This window comes from Niallia sp. FSL R7-0648, assembly GCF_038007005.1.
Taxonomy (GTDB): domain Bacteria; phylum Bacillota; class Bacilli; order Bacillales; family Cytobacillaceae; genus Niallia; species Niallia circulans.
In genome coordinates, this window is the sequence record NZ_JBBOWE010000001.1 from 3,065,413 (window position 1) to 3,091,638 (window position 26,226).

The following is a 26,226-nucleotide window of genomic DNA, read 5'->3' on the forward strand; positions in this document are numbered from 1 at the left end:
ATTTTAAATGCCATGGCGGATTTAATCACATTCATTCACTAATACTATTACTCTTGTTCATGTAACTGTTCTCCTTTAAAGCAAAGGGGCAAAGCCCCGATGCTTCCATGATTTTTTATATAATATGAAGTTTCCATTTTCCTCTATCGATAGAAGAAAAGTTTTGATGGATTTGCAATGTCTGCCTAACTTTTTCTTTCCAATGCCTATTCATCTGTGATTTTTTACTATCCTGAACCACTTCATAAATAGCTGATAAATCAGCTTCCCCACCTAGATGCTCCAATGCACCTTGAATTAAGTCCCGCCAAGTCATATGTTCAAAGTCCCGTAAATCGAAAACTTTTGTTTGGGTTATCTTCACTGGGAACTGCCAAATGGAATTTTTCTTAAAAACTATTAAATGTTCATGAGCAATGGCAATAAAATTGCCATTGTATTTTTTCCTGTTGCTGACGGTGTTATGTTGAGTTTTTATCATATGAACGTCAATTTCACCAAAATAGATTAAGTCCTTGATTGGACTATAATATTTCCCTTTTTTTCTCACGTCACCAATTAGCATCGCATGATGCCCATTATTCAATAATGCCTGGTATATTTTTTGGTTCACTCTATTTAATTTATGGATAAACTCGTCATAACTCATATGGTTAGATAAATCATCATCATGTGGCGCCCCTCTCTCTGTTCCATAGGAGATAATATCCCAATAAGGGGGATGGCTAAACGTAAAGTCATTCCCTGTTGGAATGTCATCTATTAATGCATTCCAACCATTATTTAAGTCAAGATGAACACTGTTTGAAATTCCCAAATCAAGGGCTACTTCTTTCCCGGTTCCGGAACCGCTGAATACTTCTATGAATTTGCTAGGCTTGTAAAAGTCCAATAAATCTTTAATAACATATCCGCTACAATTCCCGCGATAGATGGATTTCCCCCATTTTCCACGGTTTTTATAAGAAAGAATCGTATTCATATATTCTCCTTTCAAGCAAAGGGGATTTTTCCCCTTTGCTATTTAGTGGTATTTTTATAGATAACCTTTCTCCTTTAGGCTTACATGCTTTCCGGTATGGGTCACGATAACATGGTCAAGAACTTCGATTCCTAGAATTCTCCCTGCTTCTGCAAGGCGCTTAGTTATGTCAATATCTTCCCGGCTCGGTGTTGGATCTTATCAATAGTAAACGTCAAAAAAACGGATAATATCAGCACCCCTACTTCGAAGACATATATTTAAAGAAAAAATATCATCTAGTTTTGATTTTCGTACCAGGCTAATTTAGGTCTAGATTTAGGGTATCCATTTTGTTGTCGATACACCTTTCTTTCATTTGTAAAATTAAACCATTGTTTTTCGCTATCAGGATGATTGGCATAATGAATAATGCATATGATTTGGTCTTCTACACATGGATCTGTCCAACACCCCATCTTTAGTTCTAAACAATTAACTACTTCCGCCCATTGTTTATCCTTTAACTGTTCTAAACTGTGATAGCCAAGGTGATGAACAATTTTATAAGCCAATTCGTATCCAATTGAAGGGATTTGCTGAAATGTTGCTAACCCTTTTAGAATCTCTGCCCGATCTTTTGAAACATTTAAAATGTTTATAATATCTTGCACCTCAAATTTGTGAATATCACTTTTTTTAATTTTCCACTTTCTAAGGAGGCTTTTTTCCTCTTGTGTTAGAGGCAACTTGGGGCTTTTTGAAATTGACATTTACATTGTCCTCCCGATTAACCTAACGGTTTCTCCATATCTAACATTGATTTAAAGCCAAGACTTTCATATATTTTTCTTGCACTAGAACTAGACCATAATCTAGCTCGCTTTGCCCCATTGTCTTTTAGCCATAAACACACTTCATCTACCAGTTTATAAGCTAAACCTTTATTCCTATGTTGCTTTAATGTATAGACAGCGATTATCCAACCAAATGGAGTTTGCTCTTCACTTAAAGGAAAGAAATACTCTTTTCTAATAAGGCCACCTGCACAAGCTACGATTTCTTTTTTTTCATTTTCTGCTATCTTAAACATAAGGTTTCCTTTTTCACTTTCCTCAAAAAATAAACGTTCAACTTTATTAACCTTCTGGGAGTTAGGCAAAGGTATGCCATCTATTTCACCCATTTCACATGCCATTCTAAACCAATATTCTGCTATTAACGGAAGTTCATTTTTAGTGGCCCAGCGTGTTTCATACATCTGTAATTCTCCCATCCCCACAATTTTATTTAATTCTCACTATCTATTTAGAATAAAGTTCACCATATAATTTTTGAACTTGGATTTTCAAATGAGAATTTTCCTCTTCAAGTTCCCTTACACGTTCTTTTAATGTCTTAATTAAAACTTCCTCGGAACGTAAACTTTTTTTACTTTGCTTAGAGGGTTTTATTAAGCTGATTTGTTGACGATTTCGAAGATCTTCAATTCGCTTTCTAATGTTATACTCTTTATAAAGCCAAGATTTAGAAACATTTGCTTCTAATGCAACAGTATTAAAGTTTATCGTTTTACCTTCTAAAGACATTTTTGAAATTACCTTCTCAACGTTTCCCCTGGTTCTATCGCTCTTTTCCTTTGCTAACTGAACAATTTTATCAGTGTTACGTAATTGCTTGGCCATTTAGTCTTCCTCCTTTAGAGTGCCTATTATCTGTTCTAATCGCTCTTGAACACGAGTGTTAGTTTCGATTTGTCGCTGCCACTGTCTCTCTTTTGCGATTGACAATAACTCCTTTGTATGGGCTAAATGTTCTTCATGTTGAACTAAGAACTTTTTACTTGTACAAAAGTGTGTGCAGTCTAAACAAGCGTTGGCATGAGGACAAGGACCTGCAATAACCGGAAGTCTACAGTAGCCATTAGGTAATACTTGAGCGTTAATATTCTTCTTAAACCACTGTAAATCTGTTTCATTTGCTTCATTGAACTCTTGAACCTCGATAATACTTCCTTGATTAGTCACGAGTGTTTCTTGGAATTTCGAAAACTCCGACTTTAGAGTTTCGTCAAAAATATGGGCATATCTACTTGTCATTTCAGGACTTTCATGTCCTAAAAATTTTTGAACAATATGTTGAGGTACACCATTATTAATCATTCTAGTCCCTACGGTATGCCTAAAGGCATGGGCATGGAATCTAAATATATTTCCTGACTTGTCAACGATATTTTTTTCGTAAGCCAATACATTTAATTCTCTCCTGAAAGTCTCCTGCTTTAAAGGAGAACCATCCTTCCGAGGGAATAAGTATTCACACTCACTTCCAAATTCGTCTGAAATATGTTTTTCTTGTACCTTTATGAGTGAAGCTACTTCTCTTGAAACAGGGATAATATGTTCCTTTTTCATTTTCCACTGGTAATACTTTAAGAAGTAATCTCCTTCTTTGTCTTCTAGTAGACATCCCTTTTTTAAAGTACAAAGCTCACTGATCCTCATTCCACACTCTTGAATAATCATGACCATTGTTGCTATATAAGCTGGTAATTCGTCCAAATGGCTGTTCAATTGCTCCAACACATATTCATCAATAAAACGAGGTTTTGCTTTCGGAACCTTTGGATAATCCTCCTGAAAAATCAGAATCTTAGACGGAGTATCCTGCCATTCATACCTCTGAATAGTAGTGAAAAATAGATCCAATGTTGATATTTTTCCCATTAAAGTACTTGGGCTATATCCTGTTTGATTTAATGCATTTAAATAATCTTCTATTACCTCTCTAGTGAGTTGGTTTAGTCTAGTAATATGCTCGTAATTCGCGTCCAAGAAAGTAAAGAAATCCTTGAGTCTACCTGCAATATCATTGACATGAGCGAAGCTTGAAGTATTTAGTTTCAGTTTGCAGTACCGTTTCGTTAACTCTCTAAAATATGGATTGGAAATTCCTTTGAAAGAAACGAGATACTCATATTGAGTAGGATTTACCTTGTCAGCTGGAAGGTTCAGCTTGCGTCTATCCCAAACGTCCTTCTCCAGTTCATCACCATCAAAATAACAGTCCTCATAAAACTCCATGAATTGTTTCAAATTGGTTACGTAATATGAGTTAGCTTGTACTGCAATCTTTTCTTGATCGCCATTTAATTTATAGTTAGTCGTCGTTATTCTGACCCCTTGCTGCACTAAATATGTCCTGTACTCAGTCATAGCTTTTTCAATAGGAACTTCCGTTATAGAGTTGATATTAGGATATTTTAGATTTAAGAATCCCAACATTCGATTTATAACGGTTCCCTTTCTTATCCAAACGGTTTTTGCGTTCCACACTCCACTTGTTAAGTGATAATAAAAGAAGTATTTTAATTCAGTTCTTAGCCAAATGTTTTCTACACGATCAAAATTAACCCAGCGATTTCGCAAAGAAGGATTCTTAGCTAATTCAATCGCTGAAGGATGTGGGCATTTTCGAATATCCCATCTATCGTCAGCCCAATAGTCCACTAATTCACTATTCATTTCTGCAATCTTTTTACTAATAGCTACAGGACTTAAAATCTTTCTTTCTGAGGTAGTAATCATCTCTTCTGTTCTCTCCCTTCAAGATACTTTTTAAATTCCTTTTTCATATCTTGATCTGAGAGATGAACATATGTATTTAATGTAGTCTGGACATGGGCATGACCTAATCTTTTTTGAACATACGTTACATCCCAGCCGTTTCTAATTAATTCAGTCGCATGAGTGTGACGTAACATATGTGGTGTAAAGGAAATACCTGTCCTCTTATTTAATCGCCTAATAAGGTCAAGTACACTTTGGTACTTCAATGGTTGCCCAAAATGGGTTTCCTTTAACGTGATGAAAACATAGTCATGATCTATTTCCTCACAATACTCATGGACAAGGTAATCAGTATAAAGAGCCATCAATTCTTTACTTACATGGATAACTCTTTCTTTTCTTAGCTTTATATATGCTCCATTTAGACTTTCTTCTCTAGGGGTTATGTTAATCTGGTTATCCCATGTCGCAATGTCCTCCAATCGAAGTGATAGTACCTCCCCAATTCGAAGACCACCCTCATACATAAGCATGATAATTAACTTGTCTCGAAAGGTATGGCAAGCTTCTGTGATTCTCTTTACTTCCGAGTACTCTAAAGTCCTAAGCCTTTTCTTCTTAACTCTTAATTTCAAAATATTCTTCTTAAAAGGTTTTCCTTTACTGATATGGTGGAGGAAACCTTTAAAGTTTTTTCCCCTTGCTTCCTTGAATATATTGATTGTCTTAATTTCACCTGAACGACTCAAGTATTCTAAAAAGCTTATTGCTGCATTTAGAATGGCATTAACTGTGGATTCCTCTCGCTTAGCTTCCTTTGGATGGATATCAATGACGTTTAAATTACCTGTAGGATTTCTTAACCAGCCAACAAAACTAGCTAATTCCTCAAAGTTAATATCCTGCAATGTAATTTTTCTCTGTGCCATAAATACATAGAAATGTTTTAGATGATAACAGTATGTTTTAACAGTATTAGGAGACTTTCCGGTACTATCTAAATATTTGATAAACTTCATAACTGGCTTAACTATCTCATATTGATCATCTAGTAATAAAAAAAGTGGATAATCTTTTCTGTCCACAATTATCTTTTGTACTCTCATTTCTTCTCCCCACTTTGAACACTTTATCTACTTTATATTTTCACTATAAATAATAAGTACTCAAAGTAGGATATCACATAGCATCATGCTCCTTAAATACTTTAAGTACTAAAGATTATGATACTATGCTTAAAGGGTCTCCGCTGGGATGCTGGTGGCTGACAATAATGGATGCCGCATTATTGAGAATAGCGCATTTCATAACCTCTCTAGGATGTACTATACTTGCGTTTAAGCTTCCTACATGAGCTCTATGTAACCCAACAATCTGATTTTTCGTATTGAGCATCATCACAAGAAGCACCTCCCGGTCTTCATCTGCAATGTAAGAGGCCGCTAATTTTTGTGCATCTTCCGGTGAACGAATGGTATAGGCCTAGTGACAGGGTTCCTGCTGTAGACCGCAAAGTAACTTTGGAGAAGTAATAAAATCCTATTTTTTTAGTTCTTCAAGCTTTCTTCTATTGACTGCTCTGTATAAGGAACCTTGTGATATTCCAGTTGCCGAGACAATCTCCTTTATGGAATATTCCTCACTATCATACATCCTTAGCGCAACAGCAAGCTTTTCTTTATCCAACTTGGGTCTACCTAATGTTTTCCCACGCCTTTTACTTGCTTCAAGTCCTTCCTTTACTCTCTCAGCAATAAGGTTTCTTTCTAATTCTGCAATGACACACATCATTTGGAACATGGCTTTGCCTGTAGAGGTTCTTGTATCCATATTTTCTTTTAAAGAAATGAATTGCACCCCCATCTCTTCTAACTGTTGAATAATGTTGAGGATATCCAATGTTTTACGTCCTAAACGGGAGATGCTCTCCACTACAACTGTATCGCCTTTCCGGATGACATCAAAAAGTTGATGAAGTCCTTTTCTATCTTTAACTGTACCAGTGAATTTCTCCTCAACTATTTTTTCACAACCATATTCATTAAGCATACCAATTTGCCGATCTATATTTTGGTCAATAGTAGATACCCGAGCATAACCAATTATCATTTGTAACCTCCAATAAACTTGTATATTTTTATTTTACTAGAGGGGCAATTATTGTAAAGGTATTTGATAATACTTTTGGTAATTATTTTTGGTAACTGCTAATCTTAATAAAATCAAAGGGTAACAGGGCGATGGGGGGACATTACAAAAACACTGGTTTTTGGTAATCTAGTTGAGTAAAAAGTTTATTAATTTAGTGTTTAAAATTTATGTGTGCTTGAGTGTGATTAAATTTACCTCTCAAACACGTTAATTATTCAAGAAAAGGGCTATTTTCTTGAATAAGAGAAGGAATTATTAGAAAGTGAATTCGAAGCTTAAGATTTCCCTATGTATAATAGGATTTGAAAAGCATTGATCTTAATTATTAATATATTGCTCTTTATGTCTAGCTCTTGGTTTTGTTCCAAGGACATTTTTAATAATGTCTTCACTCATATGTATACCATGCTTATATAACCTATTTTGTTCTTGTTATTTGTTCGTCTTCATTGAAAAAATGTAATAAGACATATTTTAGCCCAAGCCTGGAAAAGAGAATCTTCCCCTGCATACGGAAAAAAAATAATATTTAAACCAGCCAATATACCCAATAACCATGAAAAATTCATATTAAGAGCTATCATCATTTTATTAACTTTGTTTGATCCACCTTACTCCCCACCTTTCTATATTAATAAATTCCCAGTAAATTAATGTAATTCGCGCAAAAATCATTAACATATCATTTCCAAAAACGGCACATATTATTAGTTATAAAAGCCATAATAACAGTATAAAAAACAAACTTTTCTAGGATGGGTTAAACTATGCGTTATTTAAAAATTAAATCCATTATGCAAAAAATGAAGCAAAATACTAAATGGACACAGGAAGAACAATTTAATAATTCAATTTTGTTCTCATCGGATGTTCATAAAAATGAAGAAAAACTAAAACAACTGTTAGATTCAAGTGATGATATCATTTTTCATGATTTCATCATTCCATTACATGACGGTCGCACATTGAAAGCTCTACTAGTTATAGTAGACGGGTTAATTGATGAAGATGCCATTCGCAATAATGTATTAGAGCCACTGACTAAGGAATCTCTAGATAGCACTATGGGAGAAGAATTAAAACAAGTAAAAGAAAGAATTTCTATTTTTAACACAAAGAAGGAAAATAATCTAGAAAAATCTGTATACCAAATACTGAAGGGAAATACGTTACTATTACTGGATGGGTATAGTGAAGGATTACTGCTAAATGCACCAGGGTACGAGGTTCGAGCAATCTCCGAACCTCAATCTGATCGAGCTGTGAGAGGAGCACATGACGGATTTATTGAATCATCACCTACTAATATTGCATTGTTACGGCGAAGAATCTCACATCCTTCTTTACAGTTTGAAACAATTAAAATTGGTGAATATAGTCAAACGGATATTACAATCGGATATGTAAAGGACATTGCGGATCCAAAATTGATTGAACGGATCAAACAAAGATTAGAACAAATTAAAGTGGATGAGATAAATAATTCAGGGGAAATCGAACAATTCATCGAAGACCATCCCTTTTCAATCTTTCCTACGATTGGAAATACAGAACGTCCTGACAAAGCTTCAGCCTTATTAATGGAAGGAAGAATTGTGATCATTGTAAATGGGGATTCGGTCAGTTTGTTTGTTCCATCCCTATTTCTTGAAAATATAAAAAGTATAGAAGATTACAGTTCTCGACCCTATTATAGTTCCTTCATTCGAATGCTGCGTTTCGTGTCATTTGTAATCAGTATTTCTTTACCAGGCATTTATATTGCAGCTATTAATTTTCATAAGGTGATGATTCCATCTGATATGATTGTCCCTATTATTCAAGCGCGAGAGACGGTCCCATTCCCTCTAGCAATGGAAATTGCCATGATGATTTTAATGTTTGAAGTTGTCCGTGAGGCTGGTGTCAGACTTCCTCAACAAATTGGCTCAGCGTTAAGTATTGTTGGTGCTTTGATTCTGGGACAAGTCTCAGTCTCAGCCGGACTTGTTGGTGCACCGACCATTATTGTTGTATCCATATCGTACATTGCTGCCTTTGTTATCACCCCAATTGCAGACGTCACCGCACTTCTTAGGATAGGATTATTTATTGCTAGTAGCTTATTCGGGGGATATGGACTAATTGTCGCCATGCTCGGTTTATTAACACATATGATCTCTTTAACATCGTTTGGGATTCCATTTATGGCGCCATTTGCACCTTTTTATTTTCAGGATTGGAAAGATTCACTGATTCGTTTGCCGTTGAGGTGGAAAAAACAGCGACCAAAAAGTATACCGAATCAGCGTAAGACTAGAATTAGATCATTACCTAAAACAGGTGATAAATGATGGTAAGGATGCTAACTATCATCCCATTATTATTTTTATTAACCGGCTGTTGGAGTAGTCAAGAACTTGATAAATCAGCACTTGTACATGGGATAGGGTTGGATAAATCTGACGGACAATTACGAATTAGCGTCGAAATCATAAAACCAACTGGACCAAGTGAACAAGGTGGAGGAGAGGGGGGCGGAGGAAATGGCCAAAATATTCTATTAGAAAGAGACGCGGACTCATTGATACAAGGCGCAAGAGAATTCATAAAAGATGCGAAACGTCGGCTTTATTTTGAGCATACTCGTTTATGGGTGATTGGTGAGGAATTAGCAAAAGATAATTTTATTGACTACCTTGATGAAAGCAGACGCGATCAAATGTTTCGTTTGAATAGTTATCTTTTCATTACAGAAGAAAAGCCAATTGATATTTTGGGTACTTCTACACTTTATGAAAATCTTTCTTCGGCAGAAATAGTTTCTGCTTTAGAACAAACACAATATATTGCTGAATTTACATCCGTAAAAATGTATGAATTTTATAAGTTAATTGAGGGCCCTATTCCTAATGCCTATTTGCCGATAATTCGAACAAGAAAAGAAAAGGGTAAAGCAATTACTTCAATAGACGGCACTGCTGTTATTAACACTTATAAAATGGTCGGTAAACTGAATACAGATGAAACTGTTGGGCTGAATGTCCTTTTAAACAAGGTAAAAGGCGGAAGTAAAACTGTATCTCTGAATGACAAGGAGAAGATCTCTGTAGAGATAAAGAAATTAGAAACGGAAATAAATCCAACATTAGATGGTAATCAGCTTGAAGCATATCTGAAAATCGAGATAGAGGGAACTTTAGCTGATAATACTACGAATAGGAATATAAATGATCAATGGATAAGTAAAGTTGAAGAAGAAGTATCAAATCAGACTGAAAAATACGTACGTTTAACTTTGAATAAGCTTCAAAAGGTAATAAAGACTGATATATCAGGAATTGGACTGGAAACCTACAGAAAATATCCTAAACAATGGAAAAATGTCCAATCTGAATGGAATGAGATTTTTTCTAATGCAGATATAATGATTGATGTTCATACAAATATTACTCATCAAGGTCTTATTAATAAAAGTGTAGAAAAAAATCACAAAAAGCCTTATAACAACCCTTATAAACGATAGATTCTATGGACAATGAAGAAGGAGATTACTGATATGTTAACGAAATGGGAGACACTTTTTTTATTAATAATGACGCTTCCAATCATGGGACATGTCGTGATTCTTCCGTTAATGCTCGATGTTGCTGGGAGAGATGCTTGGATTTCCATAATTATATCACTTCCGGCAGCATTTACGTTGGCAATCTCCATTTATCGTTTGAGACTTAAATACCCAAAACAAAATATTTCTGATATGCTTCACAATTTATTAGGAAAACCTTTTGGAGTGATGATAAAGATAATTTTCATTATCTACTTTTTATTTTTAACAATTTTCTCGTTTGCTTTGTTAGTTGATTTTATCTACATTGCCTTTTTGCCTGAGACACCACGATTGGCTATACTGGTCTGGTTTTTGTTATTCTTTGTTTATGCAGCTTCAAAAGGTATTAAAAGAATTGCATTAACGGCAGGAATACTAGCAATAATTGCTATGGAGACTGGACATACAGTCACGATTTTGGACAGACCAATGAAAGATTGGAGTGAGCTCCAACCTATATTTGAGTTTGGTTGGAATCCAATATTATGGGGATCTTTGATAATTTTAAGTATATGGGTAGAATTATTACTACTTTTATTTCTACCCATTCAAAACATTCGTGAAAAACGAATGTTTTTACTATGGAGTATTGGAATTTTGTTAAATGCACTTATGATGTTTTCAACAACTATAGGTAGTATTACGATTTTCGGATTAGGTCAGGCTGATAATTCTGTATATCCCGCATTAGAGTCAGTACGAATTATTAGTTTAGGATTCATTGATCGTTTTGATATTTATGGATTACTATTAATGGCTGTAGGGACATACATACGCTGCAGTCTATACTTCCGAATCGCTTATGATATAACTGTATCAAAGGTTTCCTCAAAGTGGATAAGACGATTTGGGTTTACGGGGTTTGTTTTACTCGTATTCCTTGGTACGTACTATTTATCAAAAGAACATCTTCGGTTAGATAAAACATTAGATATTTACGCATATATGATTGTCCTGTTTCCTATTCCATTTTTGTTACTAGGTATCTCTTATTTAAAAGGAAAAACAAAGCAGAGTTAGCTCCCAAAAAGGGAAAAGTGATGCTTACCTTATGTCTTAAGTTTTGCAAAAATCATTGCTAGATAAGGGGGTATTTTCAGAGTTATGATTTTAAAAGTATAACTATCAGTTGATAAAAAAGTAAGCAAGGCAAGCACCCTATCATTGTGCAGATACATCAATACTACGGGGACTACATACCGTTTTAATTTCAGCTAGATTGGACAATTCACCTCGATCACGTATATGAATTTTTCTCGCATCAACCTCAAAGTCCTCAAGCTAATATCTTGATGGGATATTAGCTGGCTTTTGTCACCGATCAAAATGATAAAAAACTACGACACCTTCAACTTAATAGGTATTCGCTGATTCATATTGAGTTCAAAAGTTCCGTATGGATTGACATGATGATAAAATAAAGGTGTTAATCCCCTAAAATCTTCTGGAGTCATTTTCTTCAACCAATATTGGTTGTTGTCATAAAGAACCTCTTGTACCATTAAGGTATTCATATAGACTAAGCAATTTTGCAGCAATTGAAGTGATAAGGCAGACACCTCTTGATCTTCTATCGAATTGGAACGAATCTCACTGTTTTTCCCATAGAAAATATAAGTATTCACTGAGTTCCATTGTTCCACTGTATTTAATCCTTCATGGATCTCTCTTCGAATCTCTTCATAGTGTAAATAATCACATAAAAAGATCGTTTTAATCGCTTTTCCTAATTCACATAAAGCCTGATAGGTTGGATGTTTCGTATCCCTTGTAAATCGCTTTAATATGGATTCGGCAGAAGCAGTACCTAACCGTAGAGCAGTTGCAAACTTAATGATTTGTTCATACTGTTGCCGAATAAGATCCCAGTTAATCGGTCTACTTAAAACCTGTTGTAGGTGAGGATATTCCTCATTCATGCCGGCTTCTGGACGATATAGCTTTTGAGATCCAATATTTTTAAACCGTGGCATCAGTTTAAAACCAAGTAGATGACAAAAAGCAAATGCAACGACACTTTGTCCGTGTGTATCGACATAATTTCTGTCAACCTCCATGTCCGTACAGTGACGAAGAACCCCTTCCATCATTGCTGCCACCTCAGAAGAAAGGCAGGACTTAAGCTGAGAATAGATACAAGCTGATTTTCGATCTGTATGCCAATAGATCATGACTCCATGCTTCTTATAACGAGGATGCCATTCTGAAAGCAAGTTCTGATCAAAAGAGCCAAAATGTTTTGAATCGGAAGCACATGCAGTGGTAGCTTCTCCCCATACCTCTTTCATTCGATTGTAGATGATATGGTTGGTAACCTCGGCGTTGGCTTTTCGCAAATGATCCTTATGAATAAATTTTTGGCGTATATATCGAAGTTCTCGATAACTATCTAGATGGTTTCCAGCAGAAACTGTTTTCAAACCTGTATTCGTTCCTAATCCAAATAAACTTAGAAGAAGCCTTCGTTGGACGGTTTCTCGATCTAAAATCTCTCGATTGGCGGTGGTTTTAAAGTGTTTGGTAAACTCCGTATGAAAATCTGTTTCTTTTAGTAAATCCAATAGGTTAATGTCGGTCCAACGGTTCTTAATCTCCTGTTTAAGCATCGTCACATGTGGAGGTTCTGGTTGCTTTTCGAGTGGAGTGACTCTAATCCATCCTTTATTATTTCTGGTAGTAATGGCTACTTTTTCGTTACTATGATCTCCTAGCCCTTGATTCAATAAATGGAGTTTATCTTTCATCAACTGTAGAATATCTTCAATAAAAGGCTCTACATCAAGTGGTGCTTTCAGTGCTTGAAAATATTCTTCCTTGTTCTCTTCAAAATCTTGAGGGAGATCTTCATCTGGGTTTCGATATCGATCAGCACCCTCAATCCAAATTTCTTTACACCGAAGTCGAGTGCGAAGCGATTGGATCACTGCAATTTCATAGTTGATTCGATTTACTCTTTCTATCCCTTTGCTGTCTGTCTCGACAATAACATCTTTCCATTTCGGCTGAATTACACCTTCAATGGGAACTTCATCTCCAGCAGCAAAATAACGTTGCCCACTTTCTCCATACTCTCGTATGAGTTGAATACCCTTAATAATCGGCTGATGAAATTGATTATTTGAGCGAAAAGTAAGGTTGTTTAAAATTTTAGAAAGTGACTTTCGATAATGCCCTTGGTAAGAAGAATGCATTTTTGTATAGATTTTTTCTTTGTATTCCCGATTATTTTTTGTCATGTCCTTAATAATATCTCGAATCATATCAGAGCTAACAATAGGGAATAAAGTATCTTGAATGACCCCTTCTGGGTGATCTACGGTTGCTTTTAATAAATTGACAATATGTCTATTTTTTCCTTGGACTCTTTCTAATTCTTCTACTGCTTCTTTTCGGGTTGTATTTTTGGCCTTATTTCCAAATTTATGCGTAATTTCATCCAATAAATCAGCTAAATAATCAATGACTTCTTCATGACGATGCGTAAATAAAATGGCAAGAAGGGTATAGCGAATGGGTGCAGGGTGTGCACGCAATTCTGTTACGGTTTCTGTAGCTGCACGGAGTCGATATTTCTTTACTAATTTCGGAGTCAAATGATGAAATAATCTTGGAGGAATGTGTAGGTGCCGAATAGCTAACAATTTTTTAACTTCCATTTCCATGGTACTTACACTTGGTTTGCTAGGAGAAGATAAAAGTTGCCGAAAAGTTAAAATATCTGATTCCTTTTCCTTATGAAACTCTTCTTCAAAACCTTCTACTGTTACTTCATCAGTAAAAGATTCCAGTAACGCATCTAATCTCGAACAAGTCCTAGAAGATAGCTGCTGATAAATCGATTGATATAAATCCTTTTCAAAAGTGTCAATGGAGGAATCGATCATACGCTTTAAACTTCCATTTGAAGGAGGTTCGACTTTCCACTTGCGAAACAGACTGTATGCCTGACTTTTTAAATAGTCGATATCATGTGTAAACTGAACTTGTTCGTTTAACCACTCTGTCAAAAGTTCGTTATCTTTTGCTGTAAGTTCTTGAAAATCAAAGAATTCTCTAATTTGTTTTCGATGATAAGTAAAGTTTCTTTCATCTGCTCCCCAACGATATTCCTCAAAGAGTGATGAAGATAACCCTAATTGCTGCCCTATAAATTCAACTACCACTTTGGGAATATCTTGTTTCTTGGAAGGAAATCTAGCCTCTTGTTGAAAGTACTTTAATAATATCGCAAATCCTAAACGACTTGCCCCTGTTTTATTACCAATTAGCTTTCTTTCAATGGGTAGTACTACAAAATGTTCTAGTAGCTCATCTTCATTCCAATTTCGTTTCATAAATAACCTTCCCCTAACTTTAGAATAATCACTCTTTTGAGTGTAATCTATTGATTAGAGGATGAAAACAATACTTTGCGGTCTAGAGCAGCTACCCTGTCACTAGGCCTTACTGGTGTAATTGAATAATTGTAAGTTATATCAGATACTAAAGCAACCTCATTATAATCTAAGTATTGCCCTGTATAAATTGGATTTCCATCCCTAAATCATCTATATTTGCAGACGATAACGATTTGCTGGAAGGGTACCACTGCCTTTAGCGTTATTCCCGTTTGAACTTTTATCAGATACTTCTCTTTTTGTGCAATCATCAAGAACCCACCTATTAAACAATCATTTGGATAGTTATAGAAGAAGCTAATACATTAGAACTTGATCAAATACTAAAGACTCTTCAAATTAATCCAAACGTAATTTTAGTTGTCCTAGAATTATCAAATAGCTAATTAATTGCTTTAGCAAAACAGATTTGCATTTCTATAAACGAAAAGAGATTATTATCATTACCCATAACAAAATAATTAACAATTCTCTTTGTTCATTACCTATATTAGTCGAATAATTAGCTATAGAAAAAACCCGTAAGAAGTAGTGTACACATCTATCCTTACGGGTTTAAAAAGCTCTATACAAATAGCACCTCTATTTACATTTTTCTCTGAGTATGGCTAATTTCTATGTTATCATTTCATGTAGATCTTTACTACAAGTAGAACAGATTCCATTCGCAGCGGGCTTCATCCCTTTAAAGGTCATCCTTGCAGAGACTTCAATAGCAGTGATTTTAGATTTGCAAGGAATGTAATTAACTATACATCCTCCAATTTGACAATAGGAAGTTTGAACAATCCATCCTAATTCCCCATCATTTAAAACATCAAAGACACATTGTTTTGATTCAATTATCAACTGAATTTTATTCTCTATTCTTACTATTTCATTTGCTAATTTCTTTGCATTATCTATCATTTTGCTATTTTTATCATCCATTTCCCATTCCTCCTCATATAATTAATGGGAAATTCTTTTAACTCTTCCATTAAACTTTTGATTCCAATAGCCATTAGACATATCTGCAATTGCAACTCCGGTAGAGCTTTGGGCGCCGATGAATTTCCCTTCTCCTAAATAAATCCCAACATGCCCATCTTTTTTATAAGTATCAAAGAATACGAGATCTCCTGGTTTAGCAGCTTCATAATTAACCACATTCCCCATTTCTTTAAGAGTGTCTGTTGTCACTCCGGTTCTATTGCCTAAGGTTACTCCAACTTGTTCAAATGCCCAATGAACAAAGCTAGAACAATCAAAATACCCTCTACTTATATCCTCTTTGCTCCTTCCTCCTCCAAATACGTAATAAGAATTATTTATCCACTTATATCCTACTGTTGTAACATCAATCCCACTATTATTATTAATATTTAGATCGATTGTAGATATGTCCTTTTGGAACTTAAAGCTCTCTGCTAACTTTATAACTTTATCAACATACCAATCTGCATGGTTATAGGCCCATATTGCCTTCTCTTTGTTATTTTCAAATCCATGAGAGGCTAAGTAATACGCTGCGCTTGCAATACTGTCCGCTGGATTCCATGGGTCTGCTTTTCCATCATTATTAGCATCAATTCCAAACCCGTTTCCTCTTTTTATGGTTTCTAAATCGGTGATGTCTATATCTTCAGCTACTAATCCTCCACCAATATCGTACTTAGATCCTACCCATGAAGAAGGCATAAATTGCATAGGTCCTATGGCTCCAACACTGGATTCCATGGTAACATGAGTAGAAAAGGAGGTTTCTACAGCATGTATAGCCGCTAAGTAATACCATGGTATGTTATATGTCTGTTCACCATAAAGATAATATGGCATATATTCTTCTGGTACCTCTTTAGATGATGTAATGCTTTTTTGGTAAAAATCACTTTCAAATCGTTCTCCATTTACCCTGGCATTTTCATTAGTAATAGCGGCTTCAATCATCTCTTTATCCTTTGATAAAGTTTTGCTTTTTAATTCTAATTTTTCTTTTTCTACTTTATAAGTATCCTCCTTTTCCTTCAATGCATCTGTTAACTTACTGGAAGCTTCCTGTTGTTGTTGCAATTGTTCATTCAAATCGCTAAATTCATTGAGTAATGTTTGTTTTTCCATTAAATACGTAAAATCTCTGTTCAAATCTTCTACGAGATTAAAGTTCTTTACGTTCTTCTTTATAATAATATCTTCATTTATCCCGGCCAAATTATCCGAAAGAAAGGGTAGATCATTAACCGAACTTTTCTTTAATTCCCGATATTCATGTTCTTTCGCGGCCAGTTCATCTTTAACTTTTTTTACCTGCTTTTTATTTAAGTCTATTGCTGTTTTTAAATGATTTAGTTGCCTTTTTTTTAAAACTAATTCATTTTGGGTTATATTTATAGCCTTATCCATCTTTACAATTTGTTCTTTCAAATTTTTATTATATTCATCAATCGAATCAATCGTTGTTATTTCTTTTTCACTCTCATTTGCAGCAACATGGATTGGTCCATTTATCAATCCTATGGATAACCCCATAGCAGAAAGGAAAGTGATACTTTTAATTTTACTAATCATTTTATCCCTCCCAAAAAATAACCCCAAGAATACATAGAGTTGAATGTCTCTCTATGAATCTTGGGGTTATCCCATTTGAATTTTCAATTTGTTCAACATATTCATGTATTAACTCTTTAAATAATCAAGTAAAATTAGGATTAATTGAGGTAATGCTGGCATAATACCCATATTCAGACCAAAAAGTACTTTTCCTATACATTTACTCCTCACTCTCTATCAAACCTTGTTAAATCAAGTGATTACTTTCCCAAACATTACTCTTTGGTTGATAAAGCTACTGCTAGGATCCCCAAATATCCTTTTGGCGAGCTATTTCTTTTTTGAATAAGTTTTATCATCTCAACAAGCGTTTTTTTCTCTTCTCGACTACTTTTTTCTATAATTAATTCTGCTAATTCTTTACTCTCCATTTTTTTCTTAATAAATGGTATTTCAATATATTCATATTTACCTAATTCATATCTAATTACCATATCTGTATAATCTGTAGGAAATTGAATAAAGTCGTTTTTAACTAATTCTGAAGATAGAGACATTTGTTTCTAAGCCCCCTATTCTACTTCAGCAATTGTGTCATTAATCGCATTTGCAAATTCTTGTAAATTCCCTCTTTCCAGTATAGAAATCTCAATAGGTAAAGCTACCCCTCCATTATTCGATACATTTAACGAACAAGTATAACTGTTAAACAAGGGAACAATACCGATAAGAATAAGGACTAGTCCTATGAAAAAATCCCCATTAACAAAAGAAGGAAGTCCTAATATGAATGTAAAAAACAGACCAAACAAAAATCTCTTTAGATGAAATTTTGTTGAAGTTGAAACACTAGCTATGTTCTTTAAGGACATAGTAACTTCATTTTTTCCTATAGGCATTAAACCTAAAACGGTATTACGATCATACCCTTTAAACCGTTTATTAGTTAATAATAAATCTGTTGTTAACCATCTTAATAAAACATTCGTACAGTATGTGCCTTCTTTCAGTTTCTTCTCTCTTTCCATGACGCTTTTTTCTCCTTTCAACAAAAAAATCCCCCTAGAATAAGACATACAGTTTATATGTCTTCATCTAGGGGGATTCCCTCTTCGTTATTTATATAGGTAAATTATAGCAACCATATAACGAAAAGTCTAGTTGTTATTAATTTTCATTAATTTAATGTTCCTTTATCCTATAAGCACTTTTATTTTCTTATTTTCATAAGAATCGTACTTATGTACTTATCAAAAACAAAACAAAAAGAAGAGATTATTAATCTCTTCTCTGTTCAGTAAGATGATACTTTTCTTAATCGCTTAGGGGATCTTCTATGAAAAATCCTTCTATCTTCCTGTAAGGAAGCTGCTTGCTCTTTATTTGAACCTATTGATTCATAATATCTTTTTTTAGCTTCATTAAAAATCTCTTCTATAGCCTTAGTTATCTTATCCATTTGGCGTTCAGTAATACAATCATCTAACTCTACCATTAAATCATTAACTTGTTTTTTTTCTTCTTCCGTTAGGATATCATTCAGTTTCATGATTTCTCTCCTCTCGTCTATCTTACCTCGACTATATTCTATGCTCTTCTACACTATACTACGATTATTGTTATAAATATTATAACATATCGAAATCATGTTGAAAAAATAAACACTACAGATCCTGATTTATCTTTCTGTTTATTTCCTCTATTCTGCTTTCCTTCTTTGATTGAAGTGATTCTTCAACTTTAATAATTGCATTTTCACCTACATATCCACCTAAGATTGATGTTAAAATTACTCGTTCCGTTCCATTTGGATCACTGAATAAAATCGTAACAATAGCTCCAACAGCTCCAAAACAACCATCCAATAAGAAACCAGGATAGAATGTAAGTTTATTATTCCTCGGTTTTTTTATTGTCCCATACCTCTTTGCGTGAGTTAAAACTCCCATACCAAATCCAATACAACCAGCCAAAATTATTTTATTTAACATGCCTATTCACCTCTCTTGAAAAATTTGCGCAAACACAAAAAAGCCTTTGAGGCAATAGACAATAAATACATGCGTTACATGTATTATGCCTATTAGCCCAAAGGCTGCGTGTTTATTAGTTAAGACGCTAATCCTAAATAGGATTGCCAAAAAAGAAAAAAGAAAAAATGGTTATACATTTATTATACGATTTTCTTTCTTATAACACTACACAATTTAAAAAGAGATAGTAAACCTATCCCTTTTTACTAGATTTATAAATTTTCAAGCCTAAGAATTTTTATTATTTGATCACTTCTCACCATAAATTAAAATCCACATAATTTTTTGCTGAATTTAATGTAGAAAATATTAGTCGTACGTCTCCCGCTTCTTCTAATGGAACGTACTCTCCTCCTATAAATGGATAAAACATACCAATCATCCAACCGTCCCCATCTGGATTTTCTAGAACCAGATACTTAGGTATTTCATCACCATAATAAGTAATTGTTTTATGATAGCTAAAGAATCTATTAACGTCTTCTTCTCTCCAATCTATCATTAAGTACCCTCCTAAACTATTCTTACCCTCTTAACAAATTCTAACTTCTACCGATTCATTTTGGTTCATTTGCTGATATCTTAGTATTAATTCATCTAACTCTTTACTCTTCTTTATTGCTTCGGGAGAATTAAATCCCTCTGAGAATGCAATTTTTAACATTTCTTCTCTTACCCGCTCTATTTGATCTCTTAGTTTATACATGAGTATTCCTCCAATTTTATTGTTTTAGAATATCTTTGTATTACTTAACAAAACCATTTAAGTCAGTATCTGCATAACCAGGGATGCTCCAAATATTTAATTGTTTTTCTTTTGCTATATTTTCTGCATCCTTATAGACATCAATAAATTCATATTCATCAAATAAGTAAGCTAATTTAACATATCCCTCTTTTAATAAATATGACTGAATACTAATTTGATCTAAAAAGACATGCGCCAAAATTCTTCCGTACTTATCCTTTTCATCAGCATTAGGATCCAATTGATAGGTAATTTCCTTTCCTTCTATAAGGTTAGCCAGATATTCCTTACCTTCTTGTCCAAATGGCTCATTCTTCCCTTTTGTAATTTCAGGTCCATTTATTCCGATTAACCTCAAAGCGGTATATTTATCTGCTTCCAAAACTAAAGTGTCAGCATCTATCACTTTTTTTACTATAGCTTTGTGTTTTTCTGTTTTAATATCAGCTGCCTTTTCACTAGAACGATTGACTTCATTAAAGTACTTCTTAAACGAAATCTCTTTTTCTACCTGATTATCAGTCTTGTAGTTCTCTTTAGCCTGATATGTAACTAGGCTATCTGTTGAACATCCACTTAATAAAAATAAAATGAATAAAGTGGAAATAATCTTTTTCATCTAAACCCCTCATTTCCAAAAAAGAGAGCACTCCAATATACTAAGACTTTACTTAGTAATTGGGGTGCTCCCATTTCTCAATATATTATATTCACTCTTCTAATTTCCTATATATTTATAATAAGGATAAAAATAGAAAAATTCAACCTCAAAAAAACTAAACTCTCCTTTCAGAAAAGGCAAAGCTAAATTGCTCCTATGTCCTCCATGATTTTCTTAGTTTTTTCATTATTATTGATTCCACTGGCCATGGAATACCACCAAACTAAATCTTTTCTTCTTTTCTTATTATCTATTCTTGCTAACTCCATAACTAATTTAGTCACAACTACTTTTTCTTCTTCTGTATAACTAATCATCAAATAATCCTCCTATATAGATACTTTTTTGGTATTTATATCTGCTAGTAATTCATTTTCCATTAAAGTTAATGACAAAAGTGTTAAATCATCTATTTTTTCATCATCTTTATTTCGTGTGATCCCCTTTTCTTTTAGGAATTCGATTATTCTTTTTCTCTCTCTTTCCACTCTTATATGTATTTCACGATCGTAATACATCTCAGTTCCTCCATTTCACCTGTACCAATTATTACTAATATGATTTCAATAATTATCAGATTTTTTAATTTTCTTCATAGTAATCATCAGAGAAATCTGGTACATCCTTTTTGTTTTCACAAATATTTTTAATCTTTTCGATATCAAATAAATAAGAAACCTCTTCGCTAATATCATAATCAAACTCATTTGCAACAAATATAGCCGCTTCTTCATTTTTATAGATCATTAAACGAAATGAACTAAACTCCGATTGTGCCTCTTCAACATATAATCCATTATGCGTGGAAAATTCATAAGTTTTAAAACATGAAGTTTCAACTTTAAAGTTCACCAGTTCTACAGTATTTATTAAAGTTTCCATTCTTTTGCCTCCCTTTTTATTAAAAAAAACAATGATAAATGCCAACTGATCTCTTTTAGAAAAATGAAATCTGTCCTGAACTACTTACTTTAAATGTAACTTCACTTTTCTCCCTTGTTTCCTCATTAATTTCAAAAGGTGTTTTTTCGTAGCAACCAAAATGAGCCTTCTTATTGTTAAAACGAGAAACATAAAAATAATCCTTACCATTTTCAAATAAGTAATAACTCATTCCAGGCACTAAGTTAGCACTATCTGCTTTTCCTAAATATTTCCCCTTCATTAATTACATACCGCTCCTTTCTGTGATAAACACAAAAAAGCCTTTGGTCCTTTTATTAACCTAACAAAAATATTGTTAAGTAAAAATCAAAGGCCCAAAGGCTTCGTGTCTATTCGAATATGCTTATCATAAAGATAGCTAAAAATAAAAATTACAAAAAAATGTATATATAAATTCTAGTTGATTATTTTGAAAAAAGCAATAATTACTGATTATTTACCACTTAATTTCTTATATTGGTGGGAATTTACACAGAACTCTTTTATTATCTTTTCTAGTTGCTCCTTTGTAGGATGAACAATACTCTTAGTTGTATAAATTTTTTCAATAATTAGTCCCCCACCATACACTAGCCTCACTTCAACAGTTCCGGTTAGACTAAATCTTGTGACTTCAACTCTTAATCCATACTCATTATCCTGCAGATAGTATGTAGTTTTCTTAATTTTATATTTACCATGCGAAAATGGTATAATGGTTTCTTTTTTCTTAATATAGTAGTTTTCTTCATTCATGGGAAATCCTTTCTGTTACTTATTATAGTAATGTAGAAATCCACCTGTCTTTTAATACTTATAAATATTATTTTACTTATTTTTTTGAATATAAACTACTGTATAGTATTTCCATTGTTTTTTACCCTTATAGAAAGAGGTGAAAAAATGAATAACTTAGTAAAAACCATTGGAGAAAGAGTCCGTTATTTCAGATTATATAGAGGTTTTACACAAGAGGAACTAGCTGAAAAGGCAAATGTTCACTATACATATATTGGTGGTATTGAAAGAGGAGAAAGAAATATCTCCCTGGAAACGCTTAACAAAATTACGGAAGCTCTTGAAATTTCACCTACTGATTTATTTGAACAAAACTATCTAAAAAAAGAAACTGACAGGACAGTATTATTAAAGCTTCATCAGGAATTATTAAGTACAAGAAGTACAGAAGAGATAATAATTGTCCATCAATTAACCCAAAACATTTTGCAATTAATTGATAGAAAATGATATTGTCAAATAAGATATAAAATAAAACAAAGTTAGTAAATGTGTCTTTGAAATATAGATGAACCGCTTTATTTTTTCAACGGTTATACCAAAATATAATAGCCTAACTACAATTCATTATGTAGTTAGGCTATTTAAGTCACTAGTTCACTTTTTTCTATGTTATACAATATTTCTATCGATTGCTTAAAAGATGACATTATAAAAATCAATAAGTTTAGCATATCGTCTTTCTCCATTTCTCGATTGATTTCCCATCCAGAAATCTAAAATTTATTTACAGAGCCAACTCAATTACAGTATTGAATAGCAAAACAGAAATGTGTATATGCTTTAACGTTTTTAAAGTTCTCTTTACATCGTTCAATAATACTACTTACCTAAAATTCTGTACATAATTATAAGACTTAATTTAATTGTTAATGACATAGTGTTAAATGTACTAACAAGCTGTATTCCTGTAATAAAGTAACTGATAATAAGGATTACTTTTTAAATTGATATGTATATAACTTTTATTGGAGGTTAAAATGTCGGACCGATTTTTCAATATATTTATTCCCTTAAAAGAACTTCATGAAATCATGGATGATGCTTATGTAGTAATAGACACTAATGTTCTACTCATGGCTTATCAATGGAGAGATACTACATATAAAGTCGTTTATGATATATTATCTGAAATATCTAAACAAAATAGACTAAAAATACCACACCAAGTAGTTAAAGAGTTTGCAAATAATAGAGCCGAAGTTATCCAAACTTTATATCAAGAGATACATGACAAATTGCTTAGCAAATTAGAGAAAGAAAAGCAGCCACAAAATACGATAAAAACTGTCGTTCCGGCATATGATATGTTTGATAATAAGATATTTAAACCAATACTTGATTCTGAAGAAAGATACTTAAATGCAATAAATGAATTAAACACTGCAAAAAAAAAATATAAATTATCATTAGTTAATGACTTACAGAAATTAGTGAAAAGTTTATTGTATAAAGATCCAATTAGCGAAAAATTCAAAGCATTTTTTGAAAATGGTTATATTGATGAAATCGAGATAGATAGTCAAGAGCTAACAGAAGAGTTAGCTAGACGAAAAAAGCACAATATCCCTCCAGGTTACAAAGATAATGGACATAAAGGTGATTATCTCATTTGGCAATCTATTTTAAGTTTGAAAGATAAACCTGTTATATTTGTAACAGGAGATGTGAAAGCTGATTGGGCTTATACAAGGGGTGAAGATTTTTTAGGTGGAAGGAGAGAACTTATTGAAGAGTTTTTTGAAGAAAATAATAAAACCTTACATATTATAACACCATTACAGTTTGCAGAAGCTGTGTCTTCCAGAAAAGGTAAAGCTCTAAATGAAGACGTAAAGGAAGATTTAAGGTATAAACAAAAAGAACTGGATATATATAAAGTGTTTAATTTAGGTTTTCCTACAACAAGCATAAGAAAAAAATATAAAGATCAGTTGAGTCAACAAAGAAAAGCTTCAAATAACTTTAAAAAACTTTCGAATGAGATAGAATATTATTATCATAAGGATATAATTGAGGAAAATTTATATTACGATTTAAAACATGGTCTTGAAGTTATAAATGATGATTTTCTGACAGGTGATATCAATGTTCATGATTTTCTTTATAAGTTAGATGAATTTAAGGAAAAATTATATCGTTCTTTAAGTAATTAAAGGGGTACTGCCGACAAAACGCAGATATTATACGCTAAGACATTTTTTGGATATAAAAACCCTGATTTTTCTACGCTAAGCAGAAGGATCAGGGTTTAATATTTTTCTTCGTATTCTTTTGGTTTCGCAGTTTCCAAATAATGTCATGTTGAACTAACGCACCCGTTCGTATTATAAGGTCAGCCAGAGAATTCTGGTTGACTATTTTTTATTCAATTTATAGATTGATAGTAGCCGGGGAAGAACGGACGCACCCGTGGGACTTGATCCCGACAACTAAACTGTTCTCCCTCTACTTGTTAACACATGATTAGGCTGGTTGGGACATGATGATCCCGTATAACAAGCGAAGATATGAATGACAAGCTAGATAGAGGTTACCGGTCAATCCACTACACTAGGAGGAGATAATTTATGAATCCAGTTGTTGGTCTGGATGTCGCTAAAGGTGAAAGTCAGGTTCAAATGTTCTTGGATAAAAAAATGCCCTATAAAAATAGTGTGAAAGTTGAACATACGGTGGATGGTTTAAAAGAGTTATACTCTTATTTACTAGATTTAGAGCATCAAACAGGGATGAAACCACCAGTTGTCTTGGAATCAACGGGTCACTATCATGCCCCAGTTGTACAGTTTTTAGAAGCAAGAGAGTACATTGTCATTATCGTAAATCCATTGGTATCTTACCGAGCAAAAAGTTCTAGTTTAAGAAAAACCAAAACAGATGCCATTGATGCTTATCACTTAGGCGAACTGTATTACAAAGAGGATTTAGAGCCGCAGAAAAAGCGTGGTGTTCAGTTATTAAACCTTCGGCATCTGACAAGACAACATGAAAATATGACGGGAATTATGGTTCAAACAAAGCTTCAATTTCAATCTGTATTAGATCAAGTATTTCCAGAGTATAAAGGTGTTTTTGGCGATCTGTATGCCGAGGTTTCATTAAGAACTTTACAAACTTTCTCTACCTCGGAGACTGTCTTAAAAACTTGTGTGGAGGAAATTGCACAATTTATTGATAGGCATTGTAAAGCAAGATCGTTTAATTGGGCGCTTGAAAAAGCAGAGGGATTAATCGCAGCTGCAGAACGCAACCCATTTCAGTCAACGCGTTATCAAAGCCTTCTTGTCAGTCTGAATATGTATATTGATTTACTTCAAGTGTACCACCAACAGCTTTCTACGTTGGAGGGTGAGATTGATCAGTTAGCAGTACAGCTCGAAGAATATGAACTACTCCAAACAATTCCCGGTGTAGGCGAAAAAATCGCTGCAACGATTATTTCTGAAATCGGGGAAATTGATCGGTTTAGTCATCCCAAAAAGTTAGTTGCCTTTGCAGGACTTGATCCTAGTGTATTTGAATCAGGTCGCTTTAAAGGCACGAAGAATCATATTACTAAACGAGGCTCTGCAAGGCTTCGCCACATGCTTTTTACAGCAGTTCGGTGTTCCATTCGAGATAGTCGTAAAAAGAAAACAACTGAAGAAACCATTGCACGAAATATGCGATTACGTGCCTTCTACGATTTAAAACGTGAAGAAGGTAAGCCTTATAAAGTAGCCATTATTGCATGTGCTAATAAGCTTTTACACTGGATTTATGCGATGTTAAAAACGAAAACACCATTCCAAGAAACTATTTAGTAACAACATTTTCCTATACAACTAAAACCTTCCAAATTGAATCAGGAGGGTTATTTGAGT

General features: G+C 33.6%; 28 protein-coding genes and 3 pseudogenes. 6 read left to right on the forward strand and 25 right to left on the reverse strand.

The features are described from left to right. Window positions 1-115: 115 nt before the first annotated feature. The 9 genes and pseudogenes from NSQ89_RS15115 to NSQ89_RS15155 form a co-directional block, all read right to left on the reverse strand. Entirely contained in the window at window positions 116-982 is an 867-nt protein-coding gene (locus NSQ89_RS15115; protein WP_341132871.1) for a hypothetical protein, read from the reverse strand. 54 nt (window positions 983-1,036) lie between these two features. Beyond that, a pseudogene (locus NSQ89_RS15120) lies at window positions 1,037-1,180 on the reverse strand (JAB domain-containing protein); the annotation flags it as partial. Between the two features lie 80 nt (window positions 1,181-1,260). Further along, the gene (locus NSQ89_RS15125; RefSeq protein ID WP_341132794.1) at window positions 1,261-1,734 is read right to left on the reverse strand and encodes a helix-hairpin-helix domain-containing protein; all 474 of its coding nucleotides are present in this window, start codon (window positions 1,732-1,734) and stop codon (window positions 1,261-1,263) included. Between the two features lie 17 nt (window positions 1,735-1,751). Further along, window positions 1,752-2,222, reverse strand: a complete 471-nt coding sequence (locus NSQ89_RS15130) for a GNAT family N-acetyltransferase (RefSeq protein WP_341132795.1) — start codon at window positions 2,220-2,222, stop codon at window positions 1,752-1,754. A 43-nt stretch (window positions 2,223-2,265) separates the two neighbouring features. After that, window positions 2,266-2,646, reverse strand: coding sequence for a DUF6262 family protein (locus NSQ89_RS15135; RefSeq protein WP_341132796.1), 381 nt, complete (start codon window positions 2,644-2,646; stop codon window positions 2,266-2,268). Beyond that, complete coding sequence (locus tag NSQ89_RS15140) at window positions 2,647-4,548, reverse strand: tyrosine-type recombinase/integrase (protein ID WP_341132797.1); 1,902 nt, start codon at window positions 4,546-4,548, stop codon at window positions 2,647-2,649. Next, window positions 4,545-5,636, reverse strand: a complete 1,092-nt coding sequence (locus NSQ89_RS15145) for a tyrosine-type recombinase/integrase (RefSeq protein WP_341132798.1) — start codon at window positions 5,634-5,636, stop codon at window positions 4,545-4,547. The genes NSQ89_RS15140 and NSQ89_RS15145 overlap by 4 nt, the downstream gene beginning before the upstream one ends. Before the next feature lie 136 nt (window positions 5,637-5,772). Beyond that, a pseudogene (locus NSQ89_RS15150) lies at window positions 5,773-6,003 on the reverse strand (JAB domain-containing protein); the annotation flags it as partial. Between the two features lie 66 nt (window positions 6,004-6,069). Further along, window positions 6,070-6,639, reverse strand: a complete 570-nt coding sequence (locus tag NSQ89_RS15155; protein WP_095373808.1) for a recombinase family protein — start codon at window positions 6,637-6,639, stop codon at window positions 6,070-6,072. Between the two features lie 809 nt (window positions 6,640-7,448). Between NSQ89_RS15155 and NSQ89_RS15160 the strand changes: the two genes are divergently transcribed. From NSQ89_RS15160 to NSQ89_RS15170, 3 genes are read left to right on the forward strand one after another with little or no spacing between them, the layout of a single operon-like run. Then, window positions 7,449-9,014, forward strand: coding sequence for a spore germination protein (locus NSQ89_RS15160; RefSeq protein WP_009336473.1), 1,566 nt, complete (start codon window positions 7,449-7,451; stop codon window positions 9,012-9,014). An 8-nt stretch (window positions 9,015-9,022) separates the two neighbouring features. Continuing rightward, a complete protein-coding gene (locus NSQ89_RS15165) occupies window positions 9,023-10,186 on the forward strand; it encodes a Ger(x)C family spore germination protein (RefSeq protein ID WP_341132872.1) in 1,164 nt (387 codons plus the stop codon). A gap of 33 nt (window positions 10,187-10,219) precedes the next feature. Next, window positions 10,220-11,290, forward strand: a complete 1,071-nt coding sequence (locus NSQ89_RS15170; protein WP_341132873.1) for a GerAB/ArcD/ProY family transporter — start codon at window positions 10,220-10,222, stop codon at window positions 11,288-11,290. Window positions 11,291-11,434: 144 nt separating this feature from the next. Here the strand turns inward: NSQ89_RS15170 and NSQ89_RS25390 are convergent. The 16 genes and pseudogenes from NSQ89_RS25390 to NSQ89_RS15245 form a co-directional block, all read right to left on the reverse strand. Next, window positions 11,435-11,551: pseudogene (locus NSQ89_RS25390) on the reverse strand (tyrosine-type recombinase/integrase); the annotation flags it as partial. Between the two features lie 56 nt (window positions 11,552-11,607). Further along, a complete protein-coding gene (locus tag NSQ89_RS15175; protein ID WP_206845588.1) occupies window positions 11,608-14,604 on the reverse strand; it encodes a Tn3 family transposase in 2,997 nt (998 codons plus the stop codon). Between the two features lie 678 nt (window positions 14,605-15,282). Continuing rightward, window positions 15,283-15,597: a hypothetical protein gene (locus NSQ89_RS15180; protein WP_341132874.1), complete on the reverse strand. Its 315-nt coding sequence runs from the start codon at window positions 15,595-15,597 to the stop codon at window positions 15,283-15,285. 21 nt (window positions 15,598-15,618) lie between these two features. Next, window positions 15,619-17,214 (reverse strand): NlpC/P60 family protein, encoded by a 1,596-nt coding sequence (locus tag NSQ89_RS15185; protein ID WP_341132875.1) that lies wholly within the window; start codon window positions 17,212-17,214, stop codon window positions 15,619-15,621. Between the two features lie 257 nt (window positions 17,215-17,471). Continuing rightward, window positions 17,472-17,753, reverse strand: a complete 282-nt coding sequence (locus tag NSQ89_RS15190) for a hypothetical protein (RefSeq protein WP_341132876.1) — start codon at window positions 17,751-17,753, stop codon at window positions 17,472-17,474. 15 nt (window positions 17,754-17,768) lie between these two features. Continuing rightward, entirely contained in the window at window positions 17,769-18,245 is a 477-nt protein-coding gene (locus NSQ89_RS15195) for a hypothetical protein (RefSeq protein WP_341132877.1), read from the reverse strand. 245 nt (window positions 18,246-18,490) lie between these two features. Beyond that, complete coding sequence (locus tag NSQ89_RS15200; RefSeq protein ID WP_016204214.1) at window positions 18,491-18,745, reverse strand: hypothetical protein; 255 nt, start codon at window positions 18,743-18,745, stop codon at window positions 18,491-18,493. 115 nt (window positions 18,746-18,860) lie between these two features. Then, window positions 18,861-19,187: a DUF4257 domain-containing protein gene (locus tag NSQ89_RS15205; RefSeq protein WP_016204213.1), complete on the reverse strand. Its 327-nt coding sequence runs from the start codon at window positions 19,185-19,187 to the stop codon at window positions 18,861-18,863. 298 nt (window positions 19,188-19,485) lie between these two features. Then, window positions 19,486-19,731, reverse strand: a complete 246-nt coding sequence (locus NSQ89_RS15210; protein WP_016204212.1) for a hypothetical protein — start codon at window positions 19,729-19,731, stop codon at window positions 19,486-19,488. 30 nt (window positions 19,732-19,761) lie between these two features. Next, window positions 19,762-19,935: an aspartyl-phosphate phosphatase Spo0E family protein gene (locus NSQ89_RS15215; RefSeq protein ID WP_016204211.1), complete on the reverse strand. Its 174-nt coding sequence runs from the start codon at window positions 19,933-19,935 to the stop codon at window positions 19,762-19,764. 40 nt (window positions 19,936-19,975) lie between these two features. Continuing rightward, complete coding sequence (locus tag NSQ89_RS15220; protein WP_341132878.1) at window positions 19,976-20,596, reverse strand: thermonuclease family protein; 621 nt, start codon at window positions 20,594-20,596, stop codon at window positions 19,976-19,978. Between the two features lie 185 nt (window positions 20,597-20,781). After that, the gene (locus tag NSQ89_RS15225) at window positions 20,782-20,955 is read right to left on the reverse strand and encodes a hypothetical protein (protein WP_156827851.1); all 174 of its coding nucleotides are present in this window, start codon (window positions 20,953-20,955) and stop codon (window positions 20,782-20,784) included. A 12-nt stretch (window positions 20,956-20,967) separates the two neighbouring features. Further along, window positions 20,968-21,156 (reverse strand): hypothetical protein, encoded by a 189-nt coding sequence (locus tag NSQ89_RS15230; protein ID WP_047944802.1) that lies wholly within the window; start codon window positions 21,154-21,156, stop codon window positions 20,968-20,970. A 64-nt stretch (window positions 21,157-21,220) separates the two neighbouring features. Next, window positions 21,221-21,520: a hypothetical protein gene (locus tag NSQ89_RS15235; RefSeq protein WP_341132879.1), complete on the reverse strand. Its 300-nt coding sequence runs from the start codon at window positions 21,518-21,520 to the stop codon at window positions 21,221-21,223. 55 nt (window positions 21,521-21,575) lie between these two features. Further along, entirely contained in the window at window positions 21,576-21,803 is a 228-nt protein-coding gene (locus NSQ89_RS15240) for a hypothetical protein (protein ID WP_047944800.1), read from the reverse strand. Window positions 21,804-22,015: 212 nt separating this feature from the next. Then, window positions 22,016-22,318 (reverse strand): hypothetical protein, encoded by a 303-nt coding sequence (locus NSQ89_RS15245; RefSeq protein WP_016204207.1) that lies wholly within the window; start codon window positions 22,316-22,318, stop codon window positions 22,016-22,018. Between the two features lie 147 nt (window positions 22,319-22,465). On the opposite strand from NSQ89_RS15245, the gene NSQ89_RS15250 reads away from it, so the two are divergent. The 3 genes from NSQ89_RS15250 (at window position 22,466) to NSQ89_RS15260 (ending at window position 26,166) form a co-directional block, all read left to right on the forward strand. Further along, entirely contained in the window at window positions 22,466-22,810 is a 345-nt protein-coding gene (locus NSQ89_RS15250) for a helix-turn-helix domain-containing protein (protein ID WP_341132880.1), read from the forward strand. A gap of 530 nt (window positions 22,811-23,340) precedes the next feature. Beyond that, the gene (locus NSQ89_RS15255) at window positions 23,341-24,516 is read left to right on the forward strand and encodes a PIN-like domain-containing protein (RefSeq protein ID WP_341132881.1); all 1,176 of its coding nucleotides are present in this window, start codon (window positions 23,341-23,343) and stop codon (window positions 24,514-24,516) included. Between the two features lie 414 nt (window positions 24,517-24,930). Then, a complete protein-coding gene (locus NSQ89_RS15260) occupies window positions 24,931-26,166 on the forward strand; it encodes an IS110 family transposase (RefSeq protein ID WP_341132437.1) in 1,236 nt (411 codons plus the stop codon). Window positions 26,167-26,226: the final 60 nt, after the last annotated feature.